Source organism: Microbulbifer sp. Q7, from assembly GCF_001639145.1.
Lineage (GTDB): Bacteria > Pseudomonadota > Gammaproteobacteria > Pseudomonadales > Cellvibrionaceae > Microbulbifer.
This window is the reverse complement of record NZ_LROY01000002.1, coordinates 1,155,570-1,179,421: the sequence shown is the minus strand read 5'-3', so window position 1 is coordinate 1,179,421 and position 23,852 is coordinate 1,155,570. Positions and strand designations below refer to the sequence as shown.

General features: G+C 59.7%; 20 protein-coding genes. 5 read left to right on the top strand and 15 right to left on the bottom strand.

Going from position 1 to position 23,852, the window contains the following annotated elements; all coding sequences use genetic code 11:
* Positions 1 to 141: 141 nt before the first annotated feature.
* The 5 genes from AU182_RS10575 to murI all read right to left on the bottom strand — a co-directional run bounded on the left by AU182_RS10575 (position 142) and on the right by murI (position 9,549).
* Positions 142 to 1,029, bottom strand: a complete 888-nt coding sequence (locus tag AU182_RS10575) for a LysR family transcriptional regulator (protein ID WP_066964673.1) — start codon at positions 1,027 to 1,029, stop codon at positions 142 to 144.
* Between the two features lie 132 nt (positions 1,030 to 1,161).
* Positions 1,162 to 2,235, bottom strand: a complete 1,074-nt coding sequence (locus AU182_RS10570; protein ID WP_066964670.1) for a 3-deoxy-7-phosphoheptulonate synthase — start codon at positions 2,233 to 2,235, stop codon at positions 1,162 to 1,164.
* 278 nt (positions 2,236 to 2,513) lie between these two features.
* Complete coding sequence (locus AU182_RS10565) at positions 2,514 to 5,954, bottom strand: exodeoxyribonuclease V subunit beta (RefSeq protein ID WP_066964667.1); 3,441 nt, start codon at positions 5,952 to 5,954, stop codon at positions 2,514 to 2,516.
* A gap of 4 nt (positions 5,955 to 5,958) precedes the next feature.
* Complete coding sequence (locus AU182_RS10560) at positions 5,959 to 8,661, bottom strand: PD-(D/E)XK nuclease family protein (RefSeq protein WP_066964665.1); 2,703 nt, start codon at positions 8,659 to 8,661, stop codon at positions 5,959 to 5,961.
* A 51-nt stretch (positions 8,662 to 8,712) separates the two neighbouring features.
* Positions 8,713 to 9,549, bottom strand: a complete 837-nt coding sequence (gene murI, locus AU182_RS10555; RefSeq protein ID WP_066964663.1) for a glutamate racemase — start codon at positions 9,547 to 9,549, stop codon at positions 8,713 to 8,715.
* Positions 9,550 to 9,632: 83 nt separating this feature from the next.
* On the opposite strand from murI, the gene rmuC reads away from it, so the two are divergent.
* Genes rmuC through AU182_RS10540 form a run of 3 tightly spaced genes read left to right on the top strand, consistent with a single transcriptional unit; the run spans position 9,633 to position 12,430 of the window.
* Entirely contained in the window at positions 9,633 to 11,021 is a 1,389-nt protein-coding gene (gene rmuC, locus AU182_RS10550; RefSeq protein WP_066964661.1) for a DNA recombination protein RmuC, read from the top strand.
* Between the two features lie 3 nt (positions 11,022 to 11,024).
* Positions 11,025 to 11,969 (top strand): AEC family transporter, encoded by a 945-nt coding sequence (locus AU182_RS10545; RefSeq protein ID WP_066964658.1) that lies wholly within the window; start codon positions 11,025 to 11,027, stop codon positions 11,967 to 11,969.
* Complete coding sequence (locus tag AU182_RS10540; protein WP_066964655.1) at positions 11,966 to 12,430, top strand: DUF2489 domain-containing protein; 465 nt, start codon at positions 11,966 to 11,968, stop codon at positions 12,428 to 12,430. Before AU182_RS10545 ends, AU182_RS10540 begins: the two co-directional genes overlap by 4 nt.
* 9 nt (positions 12,431 to 12,439) lie before the next feature.
* Here AU182_RS10540 and trmA read toward each other — a convergent pair whose 3' ends face one another.
* On the bottom strand, positions 12,440 to 13,528 hold the full coding sequence (trmA, locus tag AU182_RS10535) for a tRNA (uridine(54)-C5)-methyltransferase TrmA (protein WP_066964648.1): 1,089 nt from the start codon (positions 13,526 to 13,528) through the stop codon (positions 12,440 to 12,442).
* A 70-nt stretch (positions 13,529 to 13,598) separates the two neighbouring features.
* Between trmA and AU182_RS10530 the strand changes: the two genes are divergently transcribed.
* Positions 13,599 to 14,012 carry a secondary thiamine-phosphate synthase enzyme YjbQ gene (locus AU182_RS10530; RefSeq protein ID WP_066964646.1) on the top strand — a complete coding sequence of 138 codons (414 nt, stop codon included), beginning with the start codon at positions 13,599 to 13,601 and terminating at the stop codon, positions 14,010 to 14,012.
* Between the two features lie 24 nt (positions 14,013 to 14,036).
* Here the strand turns inward: AU182_RS10530 and AU182_RS10525 are convergent, their stop codons facing one another.
* The 5 genes from AU182_RS10525 to AU182_RS10505 form a co-directional block, all read right to left on the bottom strand.
* Positions 14,037 to 14,372: a TusE/DsrC/DsvC family sulfur relay protein gene (locus AU182_RS10525; protein WP_066964644.1), complete on the bottom strand. Its 336-nt coding sequence runs from the start codon at positions 14,370 to 14,372 to the stop codon at positions 14,037 to 14,039.
* Between the two features lie 18 nt (positions 14,373 to 14,390).
* Positions 14,391 to 14,666, bottom strand: a complete 276-nt coding sequence (gene tusB, locus AU182_RS10520) for a sulfurtransferase complex subunit TusB (RefSeq protein ID WP_066964641.1) — start codon at positions 14,664 to 14,666, stop codon at positions 14,391 to 14,393.
* A 1-nt stretch (position 14,667) separates the two neighbouring features.
* Entirely contained in the window at positions 14,668 to 15,033 is a 366-nt protein-coding gene (gene tusC / locus AU182_RS10515; protein ID WP_066964639.1) for a sulfurtransferase complex subunit TusC, read from the bottom strand.
* A 4-nt stretch (positions 15,034 to 15,037) separates the two neighbouring features.
* Positions 15,038 to 15,430 carry a sulfurtransferase complex subunit TusD gene (gene tusD / locus AU182_RS10510; protein WP_066964635.1) on the bottom strand — a complete coding sequence of 131 codons (393 nt, stop codon included), beginning with the start codon at positions 15,428 to 15,430 and terminating at the stop codon, positions 15,038 to 15,040.
* A 65-nt stretch (positions 15,431 to 15,495) separates the two neighbouring features.
* Positions 15,496 to 16,182 carry a Bax inhibitor-1/YccA family protein gene (locus AU182_RS10505; protein WP_066964633.1) on the bottom strand — a complete coding sequence of 229 codons (687 nt, stop codon included), beginning with the start codon at positions 16,180 to 16,182 and terminating at the stop codon, positions 15,496 to 15,498.
* Between the two features lie 132 nt (positions 16,183 to 16,314).
* Between AU182_RS10505 and AU182_RS10500 the strand changes: the two genes are divergently transcribed.
* Positions 16,315 to 16,845: a beta-lactamase hydrolase domain-containing protein gene (locus AU182_RS10500; RefSeq protein ID WP_082859361.1), complete on the top strand. Its 531-nt coding sequence runs from the start codon at positions 16,315 to 16,317 to the stop codon at positions 16,843 to 16,845.
* Positions 16,846 to 16,862: 17 nt separating this feature from the next.
* Here AU182_RS10500 and AU182_RS16275 read toward each other — a convergent pair whose 3' ends face one another.
* The 4 genes from AU182_RS16275 to AU182_RS10480 are packed head-to-tail and all read right to left on the bottom strand — an operon-like array spanning position 16,863 to position 23,681.
* Positions 16,863 to 19,412 carry an endonuclease/exonuclease/phosphatase family protein gene (locus AU182_RS16275; protein ID WP_082859360.1) on the bottom strand — a complete coding sequence of 850 codons (2,550 nt, stop codon included), beginning with the start codon at positions 19,410 to 19,412 and terminating at the stop codon, positions 16,863 to 16,865.
* Positions 19,413 to 19,450: 38 nt separating this feature from the next.
* The gene (locus tag AU182_RS10490) at positions 19,451 to 20,737 is read right to left on the bottom strand and encodes a glycosyltransferase (protein ID WP_066964629.1); all 1,287 of its coding nucleotides are present in this window, start codon (positions 20,735 to 20,737) and stop codon (positions 19,451 to 19,453) included.
* Positions 20,734 to 22,977, bottom strand: a complete 2,244-nt coding sequence (locus AU182_RS10485; protein WP_066964626.1) for a hypothetical protein — start codon at positions 22,975 to 22,977, stop codon at positions 20,734 to 20,736. Before AU182_RS10485 ends, AU182_RS10490 begins: the two co-directional genes overlap by 4 nt.
* On the bottom strand, positions 22,977 to 23,681 hold the full coding sequence (locus AU182_RS10480) for a TVP38/TMEM64 family protein (protein WP_066964623.1): 705 nt from the start codon (positions 23,679 to 23,681) through the stop codon (positions 22,977 to 22,979). The genes AU182_RS10485 and AU182_RS10480 overlap by 1 nt, the downstream gene beginning before the upstream one ends.
* Between the last annotated feature and the right edge of the window lie 171 nt (positions 23,682 to 23,852).

Below are 23,852 nucleotides of genomic sequence, written 5' to 3'. Positions count from 1 at the left end.
GAAAATCGAAAAATTTTCTGTATTCGTTAACTTAAAACGAATAACTGGTGCTCATTACACTGTGTTTTGGTTAAACCTTCGATTTAATTTAACGTAATATTCAATAATATGTAGTGAAAGTGAACTGTCGGGTCGCGGGATTCAGCGCTGGGCGCGCACTTTCTCGATCAAATCCTGTACGTTTTCCGGGATTGCCCTGTTTGCCAGGGTCACTGCATAAAAATGCTCAAAGGCATCCGGAAGACTCTGGTGTACATGCAGGGTGCCCTGGGCGATTTCATCGCGGACCACAACTTCAGGCAGCACCGAGTAGGCGCCGCTATCCCGGGCCAGCAGGCGCAGCATGGCCATATCGTCTGTTTCCGCCTTTATGCTGGGGTGGTACTGGTGCTTGGCACAGAGCACCGTAAATGCGGAACGAACTTCACTGTTTTTGGAGGGCAAAACCCAGTGGGCATTGCGATAGCTGTCCGGGAAGCTGCGCCGGCGGGGTGGTTTGGAGGAGGAAACCACCGCGATGGCCTGACGCGAGAGCAGCTCGCTCCGCCACATGGGCTCCTGTAGCCCCACCTCTACATTGTGGTTGGTGAGAATCACGTCGTACTGGTAGTTTTCAAGCCCGTTCAACAGATTGGGCATGGTGCTGGTATGCAAAGAAAACGTGGTTTCAGCATCTTCCAGCAGGGGCAGGATAAAGCTCTCCACGAAATTACGTGACAGGTTGTTCAGGACACCGATAGAGACATGTTGCCCGGTGGGTGCGAAGCCCTGTGCGATCAGCTGTTCCAGCTCCTCGCCTTTGGCGAATATTTCGTTCGCATAGTCGAGTACTTTCCGACCCTCACCGGTGAGCACCAGTTTCCGGCCCTGACGCTCGAACAGGTCCACCCCCAGGTTATGCTGGAATTGCTTGAGCTGTGCGGAGATCGCCGATTGCGACAGGTGGATGTCCTTGGCTACTTGTGTGAGATTTTCCGCACACGCAACCCGCCAGAAGTAATACAGGTGGTGGTAGTTGATTCTGGACATGCTGGTAGCCCGGACCTTGTGTCAAACGCGATAGCCAGAATCTTACAGCATATCCAACGGCGGGGAAGCGCTACGGCGGAAACACAAAGGGCCAGCGTTGCTGGCCCTTTGTTTGATGGCAAATTCTGCGGCTTAGCCTTGTCTGGCCTTGAGGGGCGTACGCAGCTGTTCCGCCATTTTCAGCAGCAGTGCTTCCGTGGTTTCCCAGTCGATGCATTTGTCGGTGACCGAAACGCCGTATTCCATCTGGCTGCGGTCGCTGCTGATTTTCTGGTTGCCGGCCTTCAGGTTGCTCTCAACCATGATGCCAATGATGGAGTTGTTGCCGTCGAGAATCTGGTGAGTGACGTTGTCGACCACCAGCGGCTGCAACTCGTGATTTTTATTGGAGTTGGCATGGCTGCAATCCACCATGATGTTCGGCACCAGCCCGGCTGCTTTCAGCTCTTTCTCACACATGGCCACACTGACCGAGTCGTAATTGGGCTTTTCGTTACCGCCACGCAATACCACATGGCCGTATTTGTTGCCGGCGGTGTGGATAATGGCCACCTGGCCTTTTTTGTTGATACCCAGGAAGCGGTGCGGATTCGCAGTGGACTGAAGCGCGTTGATGGCGACTTCAAGGCTGCCGTCGGTGCCGTTCTTGAAACCCACGGCAGAGGACAGGCCGCTGGCCATTTCCCGGTGGGTCTGGGATTCGGTCGTGCGTGCGCCGATGGCGGACCAGGAGATCAGGTCCTGCAAATACTGGGGCGAGATGGGGTCCAGCGCTTCTGTGGAGGTGGGCAGGCCCAGCTCGGCGATGTCCAGCAGCAACTTGCGGCCGATGTGCAGCCCATCTTCGATCTTGAACGAGTCGTCCAGGTGCGGGTCGTTGATCAGGCCTTTCCAGCCCACGGTGGTGCGGGGCTTTTCAAAATACACGCGCATGACGATCAGCAGGGTATCGGACACCTTGTCGGCCAGTGCCTTGAGGCGCTTGGCATAATCAATGGCCGCGTCCACATCGTGAACGGAGCAGGGGCCGATCACCACCATCAGGCGGTGGTCTTTGCGGTCCAGAATGTCGCGCACGGCGGCGCGACCGGCGGCGACCGAGGCTTCGGCAACCTCGCTGACGGGCAGTTCCGATTTCAGCGCTTCCGGTGTGATCAGGATGTCCTGGGAGACGACATTCAGGTCGTCGAACTGCTGCGTGGTCATGGTTGAATCACTACTTTTCAAAAATTTAATGGCTTCCGTGCCCACAGCCCGTGTGCTGCGGGGAGCTAATGCTAACCAGTGACAGGGGAGAGGGCTAGGGTTTCATTTGAAACAGTTTTAGGTGTCACCGGTTTGTTCCTGATTCGAAACATTTGTCCGGCTAAATGGCGTATGGCAGGGATGTGGTTGCATGTTGACGGGGCGGCAAGACGCGAAGGGGGATGGGCAGTTCCCTGCTTGCCCATCCCCAGGGCTGCAAAACGGGTGGTGTTCCGCGGTCAATTGGGCAGTTCGGCCATGTGCTGTAGCAGCGGGAAGTAGAGCGCGCAACGCACGGTTTTCTCGCCGCGCTGGTAAAACAGCCGGCGGTAGTTTTCCAGCTGATGGCGGTACTGCTCTAGCTGGTTGGCCACAAACGCTTCCGTAGGCTCAGCAGCGGCGGGTTCCGCGGTTTTATAATCAATGATCCAGCGGCTGCCTTTTGCATCGATAAACGTACGGTCGATGATGCTGCGCCTGAGCTCGCGTCCACCACTGTGCAGCTCGAGTTCCGCAGTGCTATCAGCGTGTTTGGCATCCAGTAGCCAGCGCCCGGTTTTGCAGTCCAGCGTGCGCACAATGGCCTGTTCCACTTTCTCCTGCGCCTTTTCCAGGCTGCTGCCATTCAGTCCAAGCTGACCAAGGCGCAGCTGCCAGAGTGGGCGCAGCTCCTCGATGAGCTGCTGCGCGGGTGTCGCGAGGCGCTCGGGCGATTCGGTGAGCGTGGCCAGGGTTTCGTGGGCGACGGTACCCGCGTGGCGGAACCAGCGCTGTTGCACCTGTCCGAGTTCCGGCAGGTTGGCCTCTTCACTGTCATCACGCTGGAAGTCGCCCATACGATAGCGGGCGAGATAGTCCTCACGCGGGAAGGCGGGCGGCCGCCAGTCCTGGGGCAGGTGCAGCAGGTAACTGTGGTCCCGGTATTCCGTCTGTTGCGTCGGGGTGTCAGTCTGCAGCCAGTGGCACCAGGGGCTGCCCTGGTTGTCGCTCAGAGTCGGCCAGATACAGGCCAGCAGTGAGGCGGCGGTGGGTGCCTTGTAGTCTTCATTTTTCTTGTCAGAGGATTTTACGCAGGCCAGCAAGTGCAGGCTGTGAATGGCGCGGGTGCAGCCTACATACAGCAGGCGCGTGCCCTCCAAACGCTCACGTTCGCTGTTGTCGTGCTTTACGTGGGCATACAGCGGATCTTTGCCGCTGCGTGGGCTTTTTGGCGCGAGCAGGAAGCGGGTGTGGGCATCGCTGTTGAGCCAGCTGCACCAGCGCAGCAGCTGGTCGCTGCCGCCGGCACCACCGGACTTGTCCAGCCCGGGAATGAGCACGTGCTCGAACTCCAGCCCCTTGGATTTGTGAATGGTCATGACCTGCACCCGCGCTTCCTGTGCTGGGCGGGCGAAGAGCTTTTCCAGTGCCTGCTCGAACGCGGGCCAGTCGGCGATGCCGCCACCGTGGTCATACTTCTCAAGCAGCTGGAAAAAGTCCGCGGCGTTACTCAGCTCGCGCCGGTCGGCGACGGTGGCGGGACCACCGAGGGCGAGCCACAGGCCTTCGAGGAATACGCGCAGTGGCTTGCGCCCCCGTTGCTGCCAGCTTTCCAGCAAGTGCGGCAGGCAGCGCTCCAGCCGTGCGCGACCATCGGTGCTCAGTGCCGCAAGGGCTTGCGGATTACTGAGCGTATTGAGAATGGGGGTTACCCGGGGATCGCGAGGGCCCATTTCGCCCGCATCGAAATTGGCGAGTGTAAACAGGTCCGGTAATGCCAGCCCGCACCAGGGCGCGCGCAGTACGGCCAACCAGCTGGTACGGTCGCTGGGGTCCTGCAGCGCGCGTGTGAGGCTCAGCAGATCAAGCACGACCATTTTGCTGGCGAGGGGGGCCAGGTCCTGGGCCTGATAGGCAATGCCGGCACGGGTCAGCGCGGGCAGAATCTGTTGCAGGTGTTTTTTATTGCGCACCAGAATCGCGATACGGTCTTCTGGTGCCCGGGACTGCAGGTCCTGAACAATAGAAACCGCTTGTTCGGCTTCCTGCAAGCGGTCTTCGTCGTCCACGCAACCGTAGAAACTGACCGGCTCGCCCTCCCAATCCCGCGGTTTGAAGGCGACCGAATCCAGGTAGCGCACTGCGCCGCGGCTGATATTGTCCCGGGGGGGGAACGCGCGGACAAACGTGCGGTTGACCCAGTCCACCACGGCATTGCTGGAGCGGAAGTTCACCTGCAGGTTGAGTGGCGTCAACGGCAATTCGCCGATGCCTTCATTGCGCGCATCGAGAAAAATACCCACGTTGGCATTGCGGAATCCGTAACAGGACTGCATGCCGTCGCCCACGATAAACAGGCTGCGGCCGTCGTCGGGTTCCCAGCCGGCGGTGAGTTTTTGCAGCAGTTCCAGCTGTAGCTGCGAGGTATCCTGAAACTCGTCCACCAGAATGTGGCGGATCTGTACGTCCAGTTTCAGCGCGACATCGGTGGGGGAGTCAGTGTCCCCCAGCGCCGCCAGTGCCGCCTGCGCCACCTCGGTAAAGTCGGTGCTCCCCAGTTGTTGAAAGACCAGCTTGAGTTCCGCCACCAGCAGCGGCAGCACCCGCGCCATGGCGCGCAGGATCTGCCACTGGCTGTCGTCCATGCCGGCGGGCAGGGTGCGTACTTCGGCGATGACATCGAGTACCTCGGGCACATCCTGCATGGACTCCAGTAGGGCGGTCATGCGTTCTTTGTGGGCTTTTGCCCGCTCGGGGTCAGGACAGTTCTTGTCGGCGGCGGGAAAGCCGATGGTCTTGTTGACGGATTTGCGCAGCGTACCGGTGCCTGTTGCCAGTAGCTCTGCCAGTGCCAGCCACTGTGTCAGGCCAGTGTCGTCGCAGGGGGGCAGGGCGCTGATACCGGCGAGGTTGCCGACAATATGCCCGGGCTTCTCTTGCTGCAGGTTGCTGCCGGCGTAATCCGCCAGCTGCAGCAGCTCGCCGGCGAAGCTGCCAAGGCAGTTCTTGAACACGACCAATTGCCCGTTGATTAGCTCCTTGATCACCTGGGTGAAATAATCTTCGGCGACTTCATCGTGTACCGAGAGCAACGGCTCCAGCCATTGTTCCCGTTTCTCCAGCAGGGTTTTCAGCATGTCGCTGACTTGCGGAAGATTGTTGTCCAGATGCAGCAACAGTCGGCCCAGGTCCTCGTCGAGTTCTTCCCGTTCGAGTTTTTTCAGCAGGTTGGCGATGGCCATCTCGTAGGCGATCGCCGGCTGATCCAGTGGTTCACCGGGTGCGCCGAGGCCGCTGTCGATAGGCAGCTGGCTGGCAATATTGCGGCACAGGCCGTCGATGGTCTGGATGCGCAGGCGCTGCGGGCTTTGCAGCAGGTGCCACCCCTGTTGCTGGTCGTGGGCCAGGAGGTTCCGCGCCAGTTGCCAGGTGATTTTGCCGTGGGGATTTTCCGGTTCCGGATTGTCCCGGGCATCCAGCAGTGCGTCCAGCAGGCGCTCGCGCATTTCGCCGGCGGCTTTGCGGGTGAAGGTGATGGCGAGCACTTCTTCGGGCTGCTGGCAGGCGCCGAGCAGCTTCAGCAGGCGCTGGGTGAGCAGGCCGGTCTTGCCGGAGCCGGCGGGCGCCGACACCGCAAAGCTTTCGGTGATCTCCAGGGCTTGCGCGCGCTCATGGGCATCTACGGGTACAGGCGTTGTCATGGTGTTATTGCTGTCGTTCCGGCCAGCGATTCAGTGGCCACAGGGATTTCTGGTTGTCGTTGTCTGCCGGGCGATCGAACGCGAGAATCGCGTGTCCGGTTTTGTATTCGTCCGCGAGGCCTTCCAGCGCCTGTTGCCAGTGCTGTTTGAGCTGGTCCCAGTGGATCAGGTCGGGCTCTTTTTCCTTCTGGCTATCCGCCACGGATTTGATGCCGTTGACCGGATGGGTGAGCTCTCCACAGCCCTGATATTTACAGCTGCCGTTTTTCACCGCGCCAAAGGCGACGGCTTTGGCCTGCGGGTGAAACAGGGCGTAGAGCGGCAGCTGGGGCTCTCGTACACGCTCCTGCAGCCAGTCGCTCACGGAGGTCTGCCCGGTTTTGTAGTCGATTACCAGTTGCTCGCCTTCAACGAGGCTGTCCAGGCGATCCAGACGCAGGGTAAACGTGAGGCCCTGCAGGGTCACCGTGAGGGCGGTCTCCACCTGTTCCACGGTAAAAACCGGCCGCTCCTGCTCGAGGGGCAGCCACTGCTGGAAAATATCCTGCAGGCGCACCTGCTCCAGTTCCCAGAACTTGGGCGGCAGTTCCGGGTGCTTGCGGTTCAGGCGGGCGATGGCGGTGTCGATACTGGATCGGATCTGCAGCGCCCGCTGCTCCGGTGTCATGGCCGCGAGCTGCTGTGAGCTTTTGCACTGAATCCAGAAGGCGGCGAGCATTTCGTGGATCAGGTTGCCCCGCTCAGCAGCACTCAGCCCGAGCCCAGGCTCCGCGTATTCCTCCGCACCCAGTCGATAGCGCAACTGGGCGTTCAGCGGGCAGAGTGCCTGGGCCTTGAGCACTCCGGCACCGCCGCGCACCTGCGCGCAGTCTTCTGCGCTCAGGGGAGGCAGGGTGGCATCCGGGATTTTTGCCAGCTCGGGCGCACCTTCGAGAGTCTGGTAGTGGGCAGCGAGTGAATCCTGCGCGAAGGATTCTGCCGGTTGCGGCGACTCGAACAGGGCGCTGAGCGACTGTCCCACGCCATCCTCCTCGCAGGCGTAGCTAACCACGATATCGTCACTGCTGTTGAGCAGGTCGGCGGTCAACTGCTGGGCAAGTTCCAGCTCGCGCTCGGCACTGGCGCGCGGCATTTTCCATTCTTTCTGCCAGAGGACCGGCAGCATGGGGTTGGGAGAGGGGGGCGGCGGCCACTGTTGCTGGCCGAAGCCCACCAGCCGCAAATGATCGAACGCGAGACCGCCGGCTTCCAGAACGCCGAGAATCTGCAGCGGGCCATCGCGGGTTTCTGCCTGAAAGGGCGTGCGGCTGGCAATTTGCCGCAACAGTTGCAGCGCTTTGCTGAGCGGCTGGGCTCCGCCGAATTCGGTAAGGCCGGCGAAATTTTCCAGCGCCTGCTCCCACAGCATCAGCTGCTGGTATTCCTGGCTGTTTGGGTTGCGGTTGCCCGGCCACTGCAGGCGGGTGAGTAGCTCGGAAAACCGCTGTGCCCACACTTCGGCGGGGGCGCGCTGCCAGCGTCGGGCCCAGTCCCCCAACTGGTTTAGTTGTGAGGGCAGCGGGCTTTCTGGGGCCAGTTCGGCGGCGAGCTTTTCTGCCCAGGTGCGCAGCACATTGCCCGGTATCTCGCGCAGCTCCAGTTTTTGCAGTCGCCGGAACAGGGTGCTGCGCAGATGCAGTTCTACGGGGTCTTGCGTACCCCAGAATGGTGAGAACAACAGGTTGCGCAGCGCGCTGTAATCAAAAGTGTCGCGCAGGGTTTCCAGCAGCTGCAGGGTGGCTGCGCCGACCGGTGTTTTTGCTAGTGGTGTACCGGCAGAAAAGTTGAACGGCAGTGTATAGGCGGGTTGCGCGGGATCGAGCCACTGGGGCTCAAGCACGCGGGCAAACACCCGCTCCACCAGCGGGCGACACTGGCCGAGATTGTTGACCACGACCCCGATACTGCTGTCCGGATTCTGGCGCAACTTTTCCGCGGACCAGCGGGCGGCCTGCACCAGTTCTTCTTCCAGGTTGTGGCATTGCGCCACCCGTACGCGGGCATCGGTATTGTCGGGGATCGGAAAATTCTGCCGCGTGTCACTGGCACGCTGGAAGAGCTGCTCCACCAGCGGCGAGTGCTGTACGAATCCGGCCAGGGAAATCTGCGGCAGTTTCGGCAGCTGATTGTCTGCGAAGGCGCGGCTGATCCGCTGGTCCCGTTGATCCGGCGTGATGGCGTTGCGCTGTTGCAACTGCTGGTGAAACAGCGGCAGTACCTTGAGCAGTGCGTAATCTTCCGGCAACAGCCCGGTCTTTTCCCAGTGCGGTGCCAGCGCCGATTCGATTTCGTCGAGCGTATCGATGCGTTGCCACTGGATCAGCTGGGCGAGGGCGGTATCGCAGTTGGCCGCCAGTTGCTGGGTGTTGATCAGCCCCTTTTCGAGGGTCTCCTCCACGCACTGCTGCCACAAAAGTTGGCGCTGTTCCTTGTTGAGCACCCGGCACATGGCGGGCGGCCACTGCGTTTGCTGCAACTGAAACCAGAGTTTGTCCAGCCAGCCCTGCAGCGACTCTACGGCGGGCGGCGCCCAGTTTTTACTGGCTTGCTGGCCGATACCGTACACCTGCTGGCAGCGGTTGCGCAGGCGGTTGGTCGGGGTAAGCAGCAGGCCACCTTCGGGCAGCTGATCGAGGATCTGCAGCAGGGGGAATGCGGGTTGCAGCATGAAAAACGCTTATTGATTTATCGAATTTGAGGTTGCCGCGAGTGCGCGGACTTACAGTCTAACCGGGATGGCGGTAGCGCGGTATTCCGGGGCGAATTCGGAGAAAGCGCGCAGCATGACGCTGTGGTTGTCGCTGCTACTGGCGAGCAGCAGGCTGTTTGCCGGTGTTTCCGGCAGGGGGATGCTCAGCTCCTCAAGCCACCAGCGCACGCGCCGGGCGATGGCATCCCCGGAATCCAGCCAGGTCAGGGGCCGTGGTGCGGCCGCGGCGAGTTCATCCCGCAGCAGGGGAAAGTGGGTGCAGGCGAGTACCGCGGTGTCTACGGTGTCGCCATCCGGCCCGGCAAAGATGCGCTCGATCACGGGCGCCAGGTCGGCCGCGGAAATCGGCTCGCCGCGCAGCTTGGCTTCGGCCAGGGCCACGAGTTCCGGTGCGGGCACGTTGATGACCCGGTTGCTGGGAGCAAATTCCTCGATCAGTCCACGGGTGTAGTGGCGGTTCACGGTGCCCTCGGTCGCGATGAGGGCAATGGTGCCGGAGCGGCTGGCCGCAGCCGCGGGCTTGATGGCGGGCACAACCCCCACCACAGGCTGCTCCAGAACTTCACGTAGGGAGGGCAGGGCGAGGGTGCTGGCGGTATTGCAGCCCACCACGAGGATATCCGCGTTGCAGGCGGCCATCATATGGCGGGAGACCTCGACGATGCGCGGCCGAAGTACGTCTTCTGACTTGTTGCCGTAGGGGTAGAACGCATTGTCGATGCCGAAGTGCAGGGTGAGGCCGGGTATCTGGCGACGGATCTCCCGCGCGATACTGATGGCGCCGACGCCGGAATCGAATATCAATGCACTGGGCGCCTTGTTAGAATGGCCGCTTCCTTTAGGCATGTAAAAACCTGTCTCCCGATACGGACTGCTGGCCGGCAAGAATACCTCAGCCGGTGCCCTGTAATAAGTTTAAGTGATTTTTTATGACCTGGTTTCCCCTGCAAATCTCTCTCGAACAGGCCATTCTCGCCGGTGTGGCCGTGCTGGCGCTGTTGCTGCTGGTGTTCTGGGCGGGCAGGTCCCGTCTGGTCAGTCAGCTACATCAGCTGCGCAGCGAGCAGCAGGTACTGGCCGCCCAGCAGGAGGCGGGCCGTGAGCGTGAGACCCAACAGAGCTTGGAAATTCAGCAACTGCGAGACGAGCTGGCGAGCAAATCCCAGCAACTGGCGCGCTACCAGGTGCTGGTGGAGAGGAGCGAGGCGGCGCTGGCGGAACAGAAGCAGCAGCTGGAGCAGACCCGCGCATCCATGACCCAGCAGTTCGAAAACCTCGCCAACCGCATTTTCGAAGAAAAACAGCAGATGTTCGTGCGCCGCAGTGAAGACAGCCTGCGCAAGAGCCTCGACCCGCTGGAGCGCCAGCTGGGTGACTTCCGCAAGCGGGTGGAGCATGTCTACGACCGTGAGAACGCCGAGCGCAACAGCCTGCTGGGACAGATCAAGGCGCTGCGGGAGCAGACCCAGCGTATCAGCGACGAGGCCCTGAACCTGACCTCCGCACTCAAGGGCGACCGCAAGATCCAGGGCAACTGGGGCGAAGTGGTGCTGGAGCGCCTGCTGGAGGAATCCGGCCTGCAGAAGGGGCGCGAATACGAAACCCAGGTTTCCCTGAAAGACAACACCGCTGATGGCCGTCGTCGCCAGCCGGACGTGATTGTGCGCCTGCCGGAGAACAAGGACCTGATCATCGATTCCAAGGTCTCCCTGGTGGATTACGAGCGCTACGCGTCTGCGGAAACCGATGAGGAGCGCAGCCAGGCGCTCAAGCAGCACGTCAACTCTCTGCGCGCGCACATTACCGGTCTGAACAAGAAGGCCTACGAACAACTCGAAGGTGTGCGTACCCTCGATTTTGTTTTTATTTTCGTGCCCATTGAGGCGGCGTACATGCTGGCCATGCAGGCCGACCCGGAAATGTTCCGCTTTGCCTACGAGCGCCAGATTGTACTGGTGAGCCCCACCAGCCTGATGGCGACCCTGCGCACGGTAGAGAACATCTGGCGCTACGAGAAGCAAAACAAGAATGCGGAAAAAATCGCTGATGAGGCGGGCAAACTGCACGACCAGTTTGCGCTGGTGCTGGAATCCCTCGACAACCTGGGTGGGCGTATCCGCCAGGCCGATGAGGCCTTTCAGGAAACCTACAAGCGACTGGCCACCGGCCGCGGCAACGCGGTGAAGCGTATCGACAGCCTGCGCAAGCTGGGGGCCAAGACTCGCAAGCAGATTGCCGCGGATCTGCGCGAAAAGGCTGCAGACAGCCACTCGTTGCCAGCACCCGAGCCGGTGGCTGCCGAGAGCGAAGTGGAATAAGTTTTGGACGCGATCGTCGAAACGTTTTCCTTTGCCCTTTCGGTCACCGCACCGATCTTTCTTACGTTGCTGGTGGGTTACTGGCTGGCGCGGGTGAAACTGCTGAGCGAATCGTTTGTCGATGACGCCTCCAGGCTGGTATTCCTGGTTACACTGCCGGCGTTATTGTTTTTCAATATTTTCGCATCCGATGCCCACCTCGGTGATGAGTGGCCACTATTGTTGGCTGGTCTGATCGGCACCATGTTGACGGTGCCGCTGGCGTGGTTACTCGCGCGGCCACTGGAGTACGGTGACCGCAGTGCGTTTATTCAGGGTGCTTTCCGCGGGAACCTGGGGATTATCGGCTTGGCCTGGGCGGCAAATGCCTATGGTGCATCTGGCCTGGCTCAGGCCGCTTTGTTGATGGCCGTGATTACCATCTTCTACAACATCGCCGCGGTGGCGTTGTTTGCGGTGTACAGCCAGAAAGCAAAGTTCAGCTGGAAAAAATTGGGCGTGGACATTTTGCGCAACCCATTGATTGTGGCTATTGTGCTGGCGTTAATCGCGAAAACCGTCGGGCTACAGCTGCCACAAGTGATTGTGCAGACCGGTGATTACCTGGCATCGGTGACCTTGCCGCTGGCGCTATTGTGCATCGGTGCGAGCCTGGATTTGAGCATGCTGCGGCGCAGCTCGTTCGGTGCGTTTGCGGCCAGCGGATTCAAGTTGCTGGTGGTCCCGGTCATACTGGTGGGTGTCGGTCTATTGTTTGGCCTGCATGGGCAGGGGTTGGCGATCTTGCTGCTGCTCGCGGCTGCGCCCACCGCTTCGGCGTCTTTTATTATGGCCCGTGCGCTCGGTGGCAACAGCCAGCTGGCGGCCAACATTATTGCAATCAGCACTTTATTTTCTATTGTTACCGCGAGCCTGGGGCTGGCGTTGTTGAAGGTGTATCTCCCATGACTGAAGTACCTGTATGGATACTGGTAATTGCCGGCTTGATCATTTTCGTATTGTCGGCGGTGGCTACCTATTACTGTCTGGAATTGCGCAAGGCGCGTAAACGCCAGACCCAACAGCTGGAGGAGATGGAGGCTGCCGCAGAGGCGCAGCGCGACCGGGTCAATACCAGCATCCAGATTATCGCCAAAACGCTGCTCGATGAGGGGGTGGGTCTGACGGAGGCCTCGCTGCGTATCCGGGTTTTACTGGATTCCTTGCAAGTGGAGCCGGCGGTGAAAGAGGAGTTTGTGGCGTTTTATCAGGTGTCTGACCAGACCAGCCACATCCCGATTCTGGAAGACTGGAAGAAGCTTTCCCGCAAGGAAAAGTTTGCCTTTGAGAAGGAAATGGCGCGGGTCGAGTCCGAGTACCGGGATTTTGCGCTGGATGCGGCCAAGCGTATTCTCGGCCGCAATTTCTAATGCCTGATTTTATTTCTTGACCAGAAGCACGCCGGATTCGGTGTGATCGGTATAGGGGAATTGGTCGAATATCGCAAAGCGCTCGATCTTGTGGGTTTTGCTCAGTGCCTTGAGGTTTTCCAACTGGGTTTCCGGGTTACACGAGATATAGAGGATGCGCGGATAGCGGGCGACCATTGCACAGGTGTCCGCATCCAGCCCGGCGCGGGGTGGGTCTACCAACACCGTTGAGAAGTCGTAGCTGTCCAGATCGAAGTCCTTCAGGCGACGGAAGGGGCGCACCTTGTCGATGGCCTGGGTGAATTCCTCGCTGGACAGGCGCAGGATATCCAGATTCTCTACCTCGTTCGCGGCAATGTTCTCCTGGGCTGCGTTCACGGATACCTTGGAAATTTCAGTTGCCAGTACCTTGCGGAACTTTTCCGCCAAAGGAATGGTGAAGTTGCCATTGCCACAGTAGAGCTCAAGCAGATCGCCGCTGCTGTCGTCACAGCAGCTTCTCGCCCAGTGGATCATGGCGCGGCAGATGTCTCCGTTCGGTTGTGTGAAGCTGCCTTCTACCTGTTTGTACTGATAGGTACGCCCATCGATTGCCAGCTTCTCGATTACGTAGTCCCGCTCCAGCACCAGCTTTTGCTTGCGTGAGCGCCCCAGAATGGGAACGCCGAGGGATGCCTGCAGTGCTCGCGCTTCCTGCTCCCAGGATTCATCCAGCGGTTTGTGATAGATCAGGGTAATTAGGGCATCGCCGCTCAGAGTGGTGAGGAATTCGGTGCAGAACAGTCGCTTGCGCAGGATCTCGCTCTGGTTGATCGCATCGAGCAATGGCGGCATCAACGCATTGATCCGGCGAGAGCCGACGGTAAACTCGTCGATGATAAACGGCTTTTTGTACTCGCCTTGCTTGTACATGGCGTAGTCGACGCGGCCGCCTTCCTGCCACATTTTGAATTCTGCGCGCAGGCGGTAGTGGCTGGGCGGTGACGGAAATACCTCGGGTTCCAGATCGGTGAACGGGGCGAAATCCGCCCGCAGGCGGTCCACCTTCTGGTCCAGTTGCTGCTGGTAATCGTCAGTATTTACGCGGTGAAGAGCCATGAAAAAGAGCCGTATCTGGTGAAATCAATCGGGCGCGGATTATACGCGAAAGTGATACAGGAGTAGGACAATGGCCGTGGGGCAATTGGAAATTGTAGTGCGCGGGCAGGGGCTGCACGAGTTTACCGGTGATGTGGCCCATTGGCTGGCGGGTCAAAGCTATGGCGGCGATGGGTTGTGCACCCTGTTCATTCAGCACACGTCCGCTAGCCTGTTGATTCAGGAAAACGCCGATCCCAGCGCCCGGGTGGACCTGGAGCGCTGGCTGAACCGGCTGGTGCCGGAGAATGATCCGCTGTACACGCACACCCTAGAGGGACCGGACGATATGCCCGCGCACATCAAGTCGGCGCTGACCGCTTGCAGCCTGAGTATCCCGGTGATCGGCGGGCACCTCGCGCTGGGCACTTGGCAGGGGATTTATTTGTGGGAACACCGCCATCACACGGGCAAGCGCCGGGTGATCGCGCATCTCGGCAACTGACGACGGGCCGAGGCCCAGATGGGGCTAAAGGCAATTGGTGGGTTTGGGCAGTCCGGCGATCTTGCTGCCAATTTTGGCTGGGCTCGGTGGGAACAGTTGCATCAGGAAAATGCTGCGTCCCTTGTCTGGCCCCAGGTGTTGGCCGACATACTTCACTAGCGGGCGCATGGCCGGGGAGAGCTCAAACTCCCGGTAAAATGCCTGAAGCAGGCGTATTACATCCCAGTGATCGCCGTTTAACACGATGTTTTCCTGGCTTGCCAGCGCTTCCGCCACTGCCGGGCTCCAGTCGTCCAGATTGCGCAGGAAGCCTTCCTTATCCAGCGCGATTTCTTTTCCGTCGATAATCAGGTCAGGCATCGGCGTTACTCACCTCTACTACTTGAACCAGCTCACGATGGGCGTGTGCTCGGTACACAAGGATACCCAGTGCGCTTCATCGACTGCCTGGATGGTCCCGGCGATAGTGACGCCACGCGCGGTGGCGTCTGCGCTCAGGCAATAGGTATTATTTTCCGGCAGCACATGCTGGCCGGTCGCCCCGTATACACCATCCTCGATGAGTAATACCGCATCGCCTTCGGCAAATGCATCGAGACAGTCGCGCAAAGCGCTGCCGGCGTGGGGCGATTGACTGACAATATGCAGGGTCATGCTAAAAACTCAGCACATGGTGGAAGTTGCGGATAAAAGCGCCGGTGTCGTTCACCAGCTTCAGCTCTGCCCCGGGGATGTCCAGTTGCTCGGCAGAGAGGCCACGCTGCGCGAGGCTTTCACTGCAGACGTGTAATGCCTCGACGCCAAACATCGGCAGTGCCTGCAGGTTGCGGCGCAGGTTCTTTTCGCCGATGGCTTCGGGGCTCTGCTCCAGTAGCTGGAACACTCCATCGTTGATAAACAGCACCTCTGGCACCTGGTCCATTGCGGCGCAGGCGAGAACGGCCTCCAGCCCCTCGCGGGCGAGGCTGTTGCCGTAGGGCGCGTGTCGGCACAGGGCGAGTACCGTGTTGCGTGAGACCATAGTGTCAGCCTCCAAACGTCACAATGCGGTCGCTGAGCGCCGTGGCCTCAGCCAGCTGGCCTAGCCCCGCCAGTTCAAACCCGGTGGCCAGATTGGCGGAGGGCCTTTCCAGGCGCGACGCTTCACTGGTGCTGAGTACACCGCGGCGTTGGGCAGCGGCGATACAGATGCACAGGTCCAGCTTGTGGTGACTTTGCAGTTCCCGCCATTGAGACAGCAGGTCCTGTTCATCCTGTGGCGGTGCCGCCAGCGCACTGCCGTTATGGACACCGTCGTTATAAAAAAACACCCGGTAGAGGCTATGCCCAGACTGCAACAGCGCACGGGCGAAGCGCAGGGCGGTGGCGGCCCCTTCGGAGGCATGCGGCGCACCGTAAACGACAAGGGTGAATTGCATCTTATACACCGATAAAAAAATGCCCCGCAGAGCGGGGCACCGTGTGAACTTGCTCAGCGGGCTGATCAGTCGTCGCCAGAGGCGAAGCCGAAGATGTGCAGCAGGCTGGTGAACAGGTTCAGGATGTTCAGGTACAGCGAGGTGGTGGCCATGATGTAGTTGGTCTCACCGCCATTTACGATGCGGCTGGTGTCATACAGGATGAACCCGGAGAACAGCAGGGCAATCGCGCCACTCAGTGCCACGCTGGCCAGCGGCAGGTGCACGCCAAAGAAGCTCGCAACGACGAGACCCAGGGCACACACCAGAACGGCGATCAGGCCGACGAACAGGAAACCACCCATAAAGCTGAAATCCTTGCGGGTGGTCAGCACATAGGCCGACAGCGCGAAGAAGATCAGGGCCGTGGTGCCCAGCGCCTGCATGACGATCTGGCTACCACCGGACAGGCTCAGGTAGTGGTTCAGCATGGGGCCGATAGAAGCGCCCAGCAGGCCGGTAAACGCGAATACCACACCGATACCCTTGGCGGAGTTGGCGGTGCGCGGAAGAACGAACCAGACCAGCACAATGGCCGCAATGGAACAGAGCAGGCTCATGCCGCGCCCCATGCCAATCGCCATGGATACCCCGGCTGTGACTGCACTAAACAATACAGTCATTGCCAGCAGCGCATAGGTGTTGCGCAGTACTTTGGCAGATTCTGAGCGATCCAGCGCTCCGGAGGACTGTGTATAGACTTCTTGGCGCATTAGCGTCTCCTGGAAGTGAATATGAAATCTGTCGGGATCATATAACCAGCGTCTTGGACCTTCAAGTGGGCGCTGAGTTCGACGATCTTACGTTGATTGGGGCAAAATAGCGCAAAAACGGGAGAACAGAAAATGAAATTGCCAAAATTGCTGTCTGCACTGTGCCTGCTCACTACCGCCGCCCTGGTGTCCCTTGTGCACGCCGATGAGCCTGCCCAAGTTCCCTTTGGAGACAAGATGGGGGCAGAGGTGGTGAATTACAATCGCCTTCGGCCGCATATCGCCACCGGTGGCAGTATTGATCTCACTGCGGTGGATTCCCTGAAGGCGAAGGGCTTCCGCACAATCATCGATTTGCGCACCCCGGAAGAGGGTACCTCCGAGGAGCGCGCGGCGGTAGAGGCGACCGGCATGACCTACGTGAACCTGCCGATCGCCAAGGGCGCGCCAAGTGATGCGCAGATTGCGCGCCTGACGGAGCTTCTTGAGGACGCAAGCGCGGCCCCGGTGCTACTCCATTGTGGCAGTGGTAATCGCGTGGGTGCCGCCTGGGCGATCTACCGTGCGCGCAAGGGCATCCCGCTGGAGATTGCCATCGAAGAGGGCCGTACCGCAGGCATGCGTGCGTCCCGAGAGGCCCAGGTACGCGCGCTGTTTGAGTAAGCTTTTTGAATAAGTAGTCAACGATTGCCAGTGCGCGGAATCTTCAGGTCAGCGATCAGTGGCAGGTGATCCGAGGCCAGCCGGGTAAGCTCGCTGCGCGGCACGTGGATGTCGTTCACCTGCACCGCCTGGTCGACAAATATGTAATCGATTCGGGCCTTGGGCAGGCGGCTGAAAAAGGTGCCGCGGGGCTTGTGACCGGGCAGTTTTATTTGGGTGTCATCCAGGATGCTGGTTAGCCGTTTGATTTCGGCGGAGCCCGGTAGTGCATTGAAGTCCCCCACGAGAATACGCGGCCGCGGGCAGTGCGGACTGCCCATCCACTCCTCTCCCGTCAGCGCGTCGATCTGCCGCAGGCGCTCGCCTTTGGTCAGTCCGAGGTGGGTGTTGAATATCTGCACCGCTATGCCGTGAAAGTCCACTTCCATCCACAGTGCTCCGCGCGGTTCGGCGCGCTCGTGGTGGCGGGATTTTTCCGACGGGCCTGGCAGAATACCTTTGTGTATCAGGCGCAGGGGGTGTGGCGACAGAATGGCATCGCCGTAGCGCTCGTCTTCGACGTGCATGGCTGGCTGGAAGTGGCAGTCCATCGATAATAATTTGGAAATTTGATGGGCCTGATCGATGCCGCCGGTGCGCTTGCGGCGCACATCGACCTCTTGCAGGGCCACGATATCCGGTGAGTAGCGCGCGATCACGCGCGCGATGCGCTCCGGTGAGATCTTGCCATCCATCCCTTTGCAGATATGCACGTTGTAGGTCATGACCCGCATATTGATGCTGGCGCTGTCGTCGGTATCGGCTCCGCCCTGTAGAGTTTGCTCAGGTTGTTTTGCTTGGGCAGGGGGCGCGGGGCTAGCGTCTGGCGGGGCCGCCATGGCGACCGCCGGTGGCGATTTCAGTTGCTGCGCGGGCTGCGCCTCCAGGAACGCCAGGGCCGCGTTACGAATATCCTTCGGACGCCAGTGCTCCAGGCCATTGTCGGGAAAATGAATGTCTCCCGGCATCAGCGCGAAGGCGTGGGTCTCATTGGGCCCCGCACCGCCGTGACTGCCGGATTCGATGGCGAAGGACAGGCTCTGGTGGCCGGCACACCAACCACTGACAACGAAGTCACCGGCATCCTGGTGGCGGCACAGGTTCGCCAGGTCTTCTACCGCCTCATCCACAAAGGGGTGCTCGTCGCCCATTATTTTGTGGCCGTCTTCCGGCAGAGCGAAGGCGCCATGTCGCCACCAGCCGCGCACTTTGGTTTGTTTCTCGCCGTCTGGTCCCACCTCGAAACTGTGCTTGTCTTCGTAAAGCACCATCGGAGCCTGGGTCTTTTCCACAATCAGCCGAGCGATGACGTCCGGCGCAGTACCCTTGCAATGGATGTTGTAGAGCAGCGCAAGTGGCCCCATAGCTGAAAGCGCCATGGGCGTCTCGCCTTCGCGCCGCTTTTCCGGGTTTTCAATGGGGAAAAGTTTCTGCACCCACTGGCCGCCAAACAGTCGTATCCGTTGCAGCTGTACGCCACCATTGCTGCTAGCGCGATACCCCTGCGGGTTCTCCGGTAATTCCGATAGTGCATCGCTAACGGCATCGGCAAAGCTGCGCCCGTGCAGCACTTCATAGGGCGTGCTGTCTTCCTGACCGTGGTCTGAATAGATCCATACGTCGTAGTGACGACGTGACGATCGGTGCGCTGCCCGCCAGATACGGGCGATCGCGTCATCGATGCCTTTGAGTGTCCAGTGGGCAAACTTGGAGCTGGGCCCGCGCCGATGGGCCTGTTCATCGTAGCCCAGCAAATTGATGTAGATGACCGGCAGACCGCGGGCAATATCGATTTTGACGCCTACGGTGGAGAGTTCCCGCATCAAGATAGTGATGGCAATCCGTGTCGGGATGAACATCAACTCGCGCACGAAATCCTGTCCGCTGATCAGCCCGCGAAAAAAGTCCACCAGCGACAAAATAAACTCAAGCAACAGCAAGCCGAGTGTGCGTATCACACTCCACAGATTCGCCAGCAACATAACGATGAGTGCCAGTGGCCCGGCTTCTTTCAGGGACGGCCCCCAGCCTTGTGATGCCGGGCAAAAATGTGCTTCGTCATGCTCCGCACCTGCCCGGAACACACTGACGTAGCAACTGCCGTGTTTCAGCAGCGGTTCGTGGCCGGCATCGGTGAGGCGCTTTTCGATTTTATTGGCGGCGTTGGACTCGTACATGCGCAGCATTTCCTGCGAGTCCGTTGACATAAAACCGAACGCGGGTACCGCGGCTTTCACGCCGTAAAAAATCTCCGCCTGGACCGCTGGTGTGGTGGCGGGGACGCCGGAGTACATATGATCGAGGTGATAGTGTTCGTGCTCGATCAGCCTTTTCAGAAATGGCATTTTGCCGTCTGCTAGTGCCTTGTCGAGTTGCGGGCGCGCGAGGCCATCGATTTGTATCAGCACCAGCGCGGGCGCATCCGGTTCCCGCTCGTTGATCTGTAACTTGAGCATCCGCGCCAGCCACTCGCTGCGGCTGATACGGCGGCGCCAGCGGCGCAGGGTGCTCTCGATGCGGGTCATCATGGGCCTGGATCCCTTTCGGTTCTAGCACTCGCCATGGTTTACGAGCTGCTTTTTCCGGAGTGATCCGGATCGAGGGCCGCGGTAGCAGCACTGGTCACGCCCTCGAGGATCTCCCACTGTGCACCGATGGTGTTGCGCAGGCGCATCCACTGGGCATAGAGGGAATCGTCCAGCGGCCAGTGCTGATGGACCAGGGATTTATAATGGGTGATTGCGGACGCGGCGCAGTTTTCCATAGAAAAGCGCTCGGCGGTTGCCAGGGCGGCCTTACAAAGTGCGTTGTACTCGTTCTTGGGAAGGTCGTACAGCCACTGCAAGGCGGCGATCAGCTCCCGCTCGGTATGTTTGAGGACCAGGCGCCCGTTGATTCTGTCTTCCACGACTTCCCGGCAACCGCTGGCATCCAGCGCGACAACCGGTACGCCCGCGGCCATTGCCTCCGTGAGCACCATGCCCTGGGTTTCGCTGGTAGAAGAGAAAGCAAACACCTGCATCGCGCTATAGGCATCGCGCTGCGCTTCTCCCTGCAGTGTGCCGGTCAGATGCAGGCGCTCTCCGAGGTTGTGATCATCAAACAGCTGCTTTATCTGTGCCTGCATGGGCCCGGCGCCAACGACCAGAAAGTGAATGTCGGCATTGCGCTTTATGAATTCAAGAACCGCCTGCGACAGAAAGCCCAGGTTTTTTTCTTCTGCCAGGCGCCCGAGGTGACCAATGACATAAGCCTGTTCGGGAATGCCGTGTCGCGCACGCGCGGCGCGCCCATTTCCGTTCTGGTAGTCCTCGAGCTTGACGCCGGTGGGAACCACCTGGATGGGGGATTTGACCCCGCGATCTCGCAGAAGGTCGGCAACACTTTCGCTTGGGGCAAACACCATGCTGGCCAGGTTGCTATAGCGCGTGGCTAATTCTATGACGAACCGCTTGAGGGCTTCTGAGTCTGCTGGCACATAGTGGGTATAGCGTTCGTACAGCGTGTGGTGGGTAAATACCAGTGGCAGTTCCCGGCTGCGGGCAATACGCAGAGCGGTCATTCCCAGCAAAAAGGGGTGGTGGGAATGTACGATATCCGGCTCGAAGAAATCGAGTTGCTCGGTCAGTTCACCAGATAGCGGGAGCGCGACTGAAAAATCACTGCCATTAAAATTCTGGATGGCCGGAATACGCACCACATCTTTTTCGTTTTCGATTTTTTCTGAAAATTCCGGTGCGACAACCAACACCTGGTGCCCGTGCTTGCGGTATTCCCGGCAGAAGGCATCGACCGAACGCGCCACTCCTCCCACGTGGGGGAGGTAGGTATTGGTGAGCATGACGATGTTCACGTAGGTTGTAACTCCAGCATTTCGACCCCGGGATCCGCCACCACAGGCTGATAGCCGAATGCGCGAATCTCAATCGGTGGTGCGGCATCGTGCCACTTGCCAGACCAGGATACACGGGGTTTTTCCCCGGGCGTAATCTCCAGTGAAATGGTGCCAAAAAGTGTAGGGGCCGGACCGAATCGAATCGGCTTCTGCGCGCTGCCATCGTTGAGCCATTCCGGTGGCAGTCCGGACGCGAGTATTAGCGTGTCGCCTTCTTCCCGCACAAAACAATTGCGCTGCATGGTCACCCATTCTGCCGCCGCCCACGCGTGTTGGCCATCCCCCATGCAGCCCCCGAACGAGTGCGGGTGAATGGCTTCGGGCCACTGACCGGTGGGGGAGGCGAGCTTGGCCACGTTGCGCATTAGGTCGATACAGCGTGGGTCGCCCGCGCGCAACAATACCTGGGCAACATGAATGGTGAGATAGGCGTTGATGCCAGAGTGGATCATGTCCTGGAAGAAACCGCCGGACACAAAACAGCTTTCCAGCAGAAACTCCACAAGATCGAGCAGGCGCGGGTCGTCTTCGGGGTAGAGCTTGAGCGGGTACCCCGCGGCAATCGAGCCGATGGCACCGGCATCCAGGCGCCGCTTGGGCGATGCGGGCATTGCGGGTCGGTTGAGGCGTTCCGCGCATTTCGCGAGCGCGGCATCTACGGTCAACATGAAGTCGTCGGCCTGGCGCTGAAAGGTATCGGCATCCTGCGTGTGGCCTTCCCGTCGACACATGGCAACGGCGGCACGCTGCCCGCCAATGCCCCAGAAATCGTCCCAGAAGTAGCAGTCGTTTGGCCCCAGGTGCTCGGCGCTGAACCCAGCCGGCAGCAGGCCGCCGGTGAGGCTGCCGTCTTTGGGTAGTCGTTTGTTATCGATCCATTGGGTTCCGCGCAGTACAGGATCCAGCCACTCCTGCTTGAGTTTGGTGCCGGTGATCTGGCAATACTGGTCGATAATCCACAGGGCCTCGCCGTTGGAATCCCACTCGCCGTCTTGCGAGTGGAAATAGCCGTTGCTCTTCTGACGCGATGGGAAGCGCTCCAGCGCGCGTGCGGCGCGGTCCAGCAGCCCGGCATGCAGTAGTGACTGGATCATGAATGCGGCGTCGCGAAACCAGAAGCGCTTGTAAGTGTAAGGGCCTGGATACACATCGTGCGGAGAATGCAGAATAAGAGTGCGAATTGCGGAGTCGTACAGAAACTGCATTTCTTCGTCGGGTACCGACATGGTGCAGTGGCGGTCCAGGTTCTCTTGCCATGTGGATGTGGCATTGCGTTTGTTCAGTTTGCACGCTTGTGGAATCGTCAGCAGCGTATCGACCGTTTCGCCCGGGTCGAGACGGAAAAGGGCGGCCGCGGTTGCCATGCCCACATCGCACTCCGCATGGCTTTCATTGCTCTCATCGCGCAGGTAGAGCGCAATATCCCCGCGGTGATAGTCGGAGGCGTGGTGGCGGTCTACCGGGCGGTCAAACAGGATTTTGTGTTTGCCATCGACCAGCCAGCGGTCGCGGTTGCTGTGCAGGGTGACCTTGTTGATGAACGCAACCCCTTCCGGGTTGCAGGGGCGCAGGGCAACCACCAGCCAGCCGCCGGTGTTGTGTCGCGCCCGCACTCGCATATGGCAGTTGTTGTGGGCATCGTCCAGCTCTGCCCAGACCCGGTTGTGCAGTTCGGCCTGATCGTCGTGGGATTCGGTCTCGATGGCAATGCCGCCCTTCAGGTCCAGCTTTTGTATGACATCGTCGTGCTGGGAGGGGTACAGGTCCTGGCCGTCGTCGCCGATGATCCAGCTGTCGATCGACCAGCCGTCGTAATGCGGTGTGAGCAGCCCCCGGGGGTCGACTATGGGCATTTCCTCACTGCCGGGCACCCCAACGGCCGTCCAGTTGCGGTGGCTCAGGTTGCAGTGGGTAATGGAGAATGCACGCGGAATGAACGAGACGTCGGCTGGGTCGAACTGCCGCTCGATCCAGTAGGGCCACACCCAGTCGAGGTTGTGCTGGATGACCTTGCTGTTCATGAGCGCCCGCGCGTGGAATATGACACCCGCACGCAGCAGCTCGATGGGCTCGCTAACTTCGGAAGGTTCGGCGAAACGTTGTAGCCGCGCCATCACCGCCAGCGGATCGAGAAAACCGTGGGCGGTGGCGAACTTGCGCACGAAGAACCGCCAGGGAAGCCATTTCATCCAGGGCATCAGAGTTCTCCTTGATCGATTTTCTGATTGAGTGCCCGCCGCGCCATGCGGGTCAGACCGATGATTGCGATGATGGCCAGGCAAAAGCCCAGGCCGTACAGGGTCCACTCGGTGGGCGTGCGGGTGCTGCGCTCGGTACCGATACTGGCGAGATCCGCAGCAATGGAACCCACGTACACGTTGTTGACGGTGATGGGGATAACGCCGAAGAAGTTCCCGATACAGAAATCGCGAAACCTGAGCGGCGTCAGGCCAAAAAAGTAATTGGAAAGTTTGAACGGGAACAGCGGCACCATGCGTGTGAGCATAACCATACGCCAGCCTTCATCGCGCAGGATTTCGCCGAGATTGGCGGGTTTGACTTTCGACATCAGCCAGTTGGACGGGCGCTCCCCAAGCAGGTAACGGGAGATCAGGAAGGCAATCGCTGCACCGAGCACCGTGCCCAGCACCACATAAATCGTGCCTTTTACCACGCCAAACACAAAGCCTGCGCCCATGGTGAACACCACGCCGGGAAACAGCAGAACGATCGCCAGCGCAATCACCAGTGTGAACCAGACACCCGCCTGCCAGCCCAGCGTGTCCATCCACTGCATCAGCTCGATGAGACGGTCATCCAGGTCAAAATAATGCAGGATCGAGAGCATCGCCCCCACCGTGAGGGTGCAGATGACAATCAACCAGATAGGTGAAAACTTCACGCCATAGTGTTCCGCTGGGCCCGCTGAGTGGATGGCTGGTTAACACAGCGCCAACTGGGGTCGGTATCTTTGTATTCCTTATAGACTAGTCAACGGAGTGACGGGTGTGTCGTCCTATTTGGGCGGATATTTCCAGTCGAAATACTCAGGGGATCCCGTATGCAAAAATCA

Excerpts from the sequence above, each read along its gene's own strand:
- AU182_RS16275 (WP_082859360.1), bottom strand. The coding sequence starts at position 19,412 with ATGATGACCCGCATCGAGAGCACCCTGCGCCGCTGGCGCCGCCGTATC.
- AU182_RS10530 (WP_066964646.1), top strand. The coding sequence starts at position 13,599 with ATGGCCGTGGGGCAATTGGAAATTGTAGTGCGCGGGCAGGGGCTGCAC.
- AU182_RS10570 (WP_066964670.1), bottom strand. The coding sequence starts at position 2,235 with ATGACCACGCAGCAGTTCGACGACCTGAATGTCGTCTCCCAGGACATC.
- AU182_RS10540 (WP_066964655.1), top strand. The coding sequence starts at position 11,966 with ATGACTGAAGTACCTGTATGGATACTGGTAATTGCCGGCTTGATCATT.
- tusB (WP_066964641.1), bottom strand. The coding sequence starts at position 14,666 with ATGACCCTGCATATTGTCAGTCAATCGCCCCACGCCGGCAGCGCTTTG.
- AU182_RS10575 (WP_066964673.1), bottom strand. The coding sequence starts at position 1,029 with ATGTCCAGAATCAACTACCACCACCTGTATTACTTCTGGCGGGTTGCG.
- trmA (WP_066964648.1), bottom strand. The coding sequence starts at position 13,528 with ATGGCTCTTCACCGCGTAAATACTGACGATTACCAGCAGCAACTGGAC.
- AU182_RS10565 (WP_066964667.1), bottom strand. The coding sequence starts at position 5,954 with ATGACAACGCCTGTACCCGTAGATGCCCATGAGCGCGCGCAAGCCCTG.
- AU182_RS10485 (WP_066964626.1), bottom strand. The coding sequence starts at position 22,977 with ATGCCCTGGATGAAATGGCTTCCCTGGCGGTTCTTCGTGCGCAAGTTC.
- tusD (WP_066964635.1), bottom strand. The coding sequence starts at position 15,430 with ATGCAATTCACCCTTGTCGTTTACGGTGCGCCGCATGCCTCCGAAGGG.
- AU182_RS10560 (WP_066964665.1), bottom strand. The coding sequence starts at position 8,661 with ATGCTGCAACCCGCATTCCCCCTGCTGCAGATCCTCGATCAGCTGCCC.
- AU182_RS10500 (WP_082859361.1), top strand. The coding sequence starts at position 16,315 with ATGAAATTGCCAAAATTGCTGTCTGCACTGTGCCTGCTCACTACCGCC.
- AU182_RS10525 (WP_066964644.1), bottom strand. The coding sequence starts at position 14,372 with ATGCCTGACCTGATTATCGACGGAAAAGAAATCGCGCTGGATAAGGAA.
- rmuC (WP_066964661.1), top strand. The coding sequence starts at position 9,633 with ATGACCTGGTTTCCCCTGCAAATCTCTCTCGAACAGGCCATTCTCGCC.
- tusC (WP_066964639.1), bottom strand. The coding sequence starts at position 15,033 with ATGGTCTCACGCAACACGGTACTCGCCCTGTGCCGACACGCGCCCTAC.
- murI (WP_066964663.1), bottom strand. The coding sequence starts at position 9,549 with ATGCCTAAAGGAAGCGGCCATTCTAACAAGGCGCCCAGTGCATTGATA.
- AU182_RS10505 (WP_066964633.1), bottom strand. The coding sequence starts at position 16,182 with ATGCGCCAAGAAGTCTATACACAGTCCTCCGGAGCGCTGGATCGCTCA.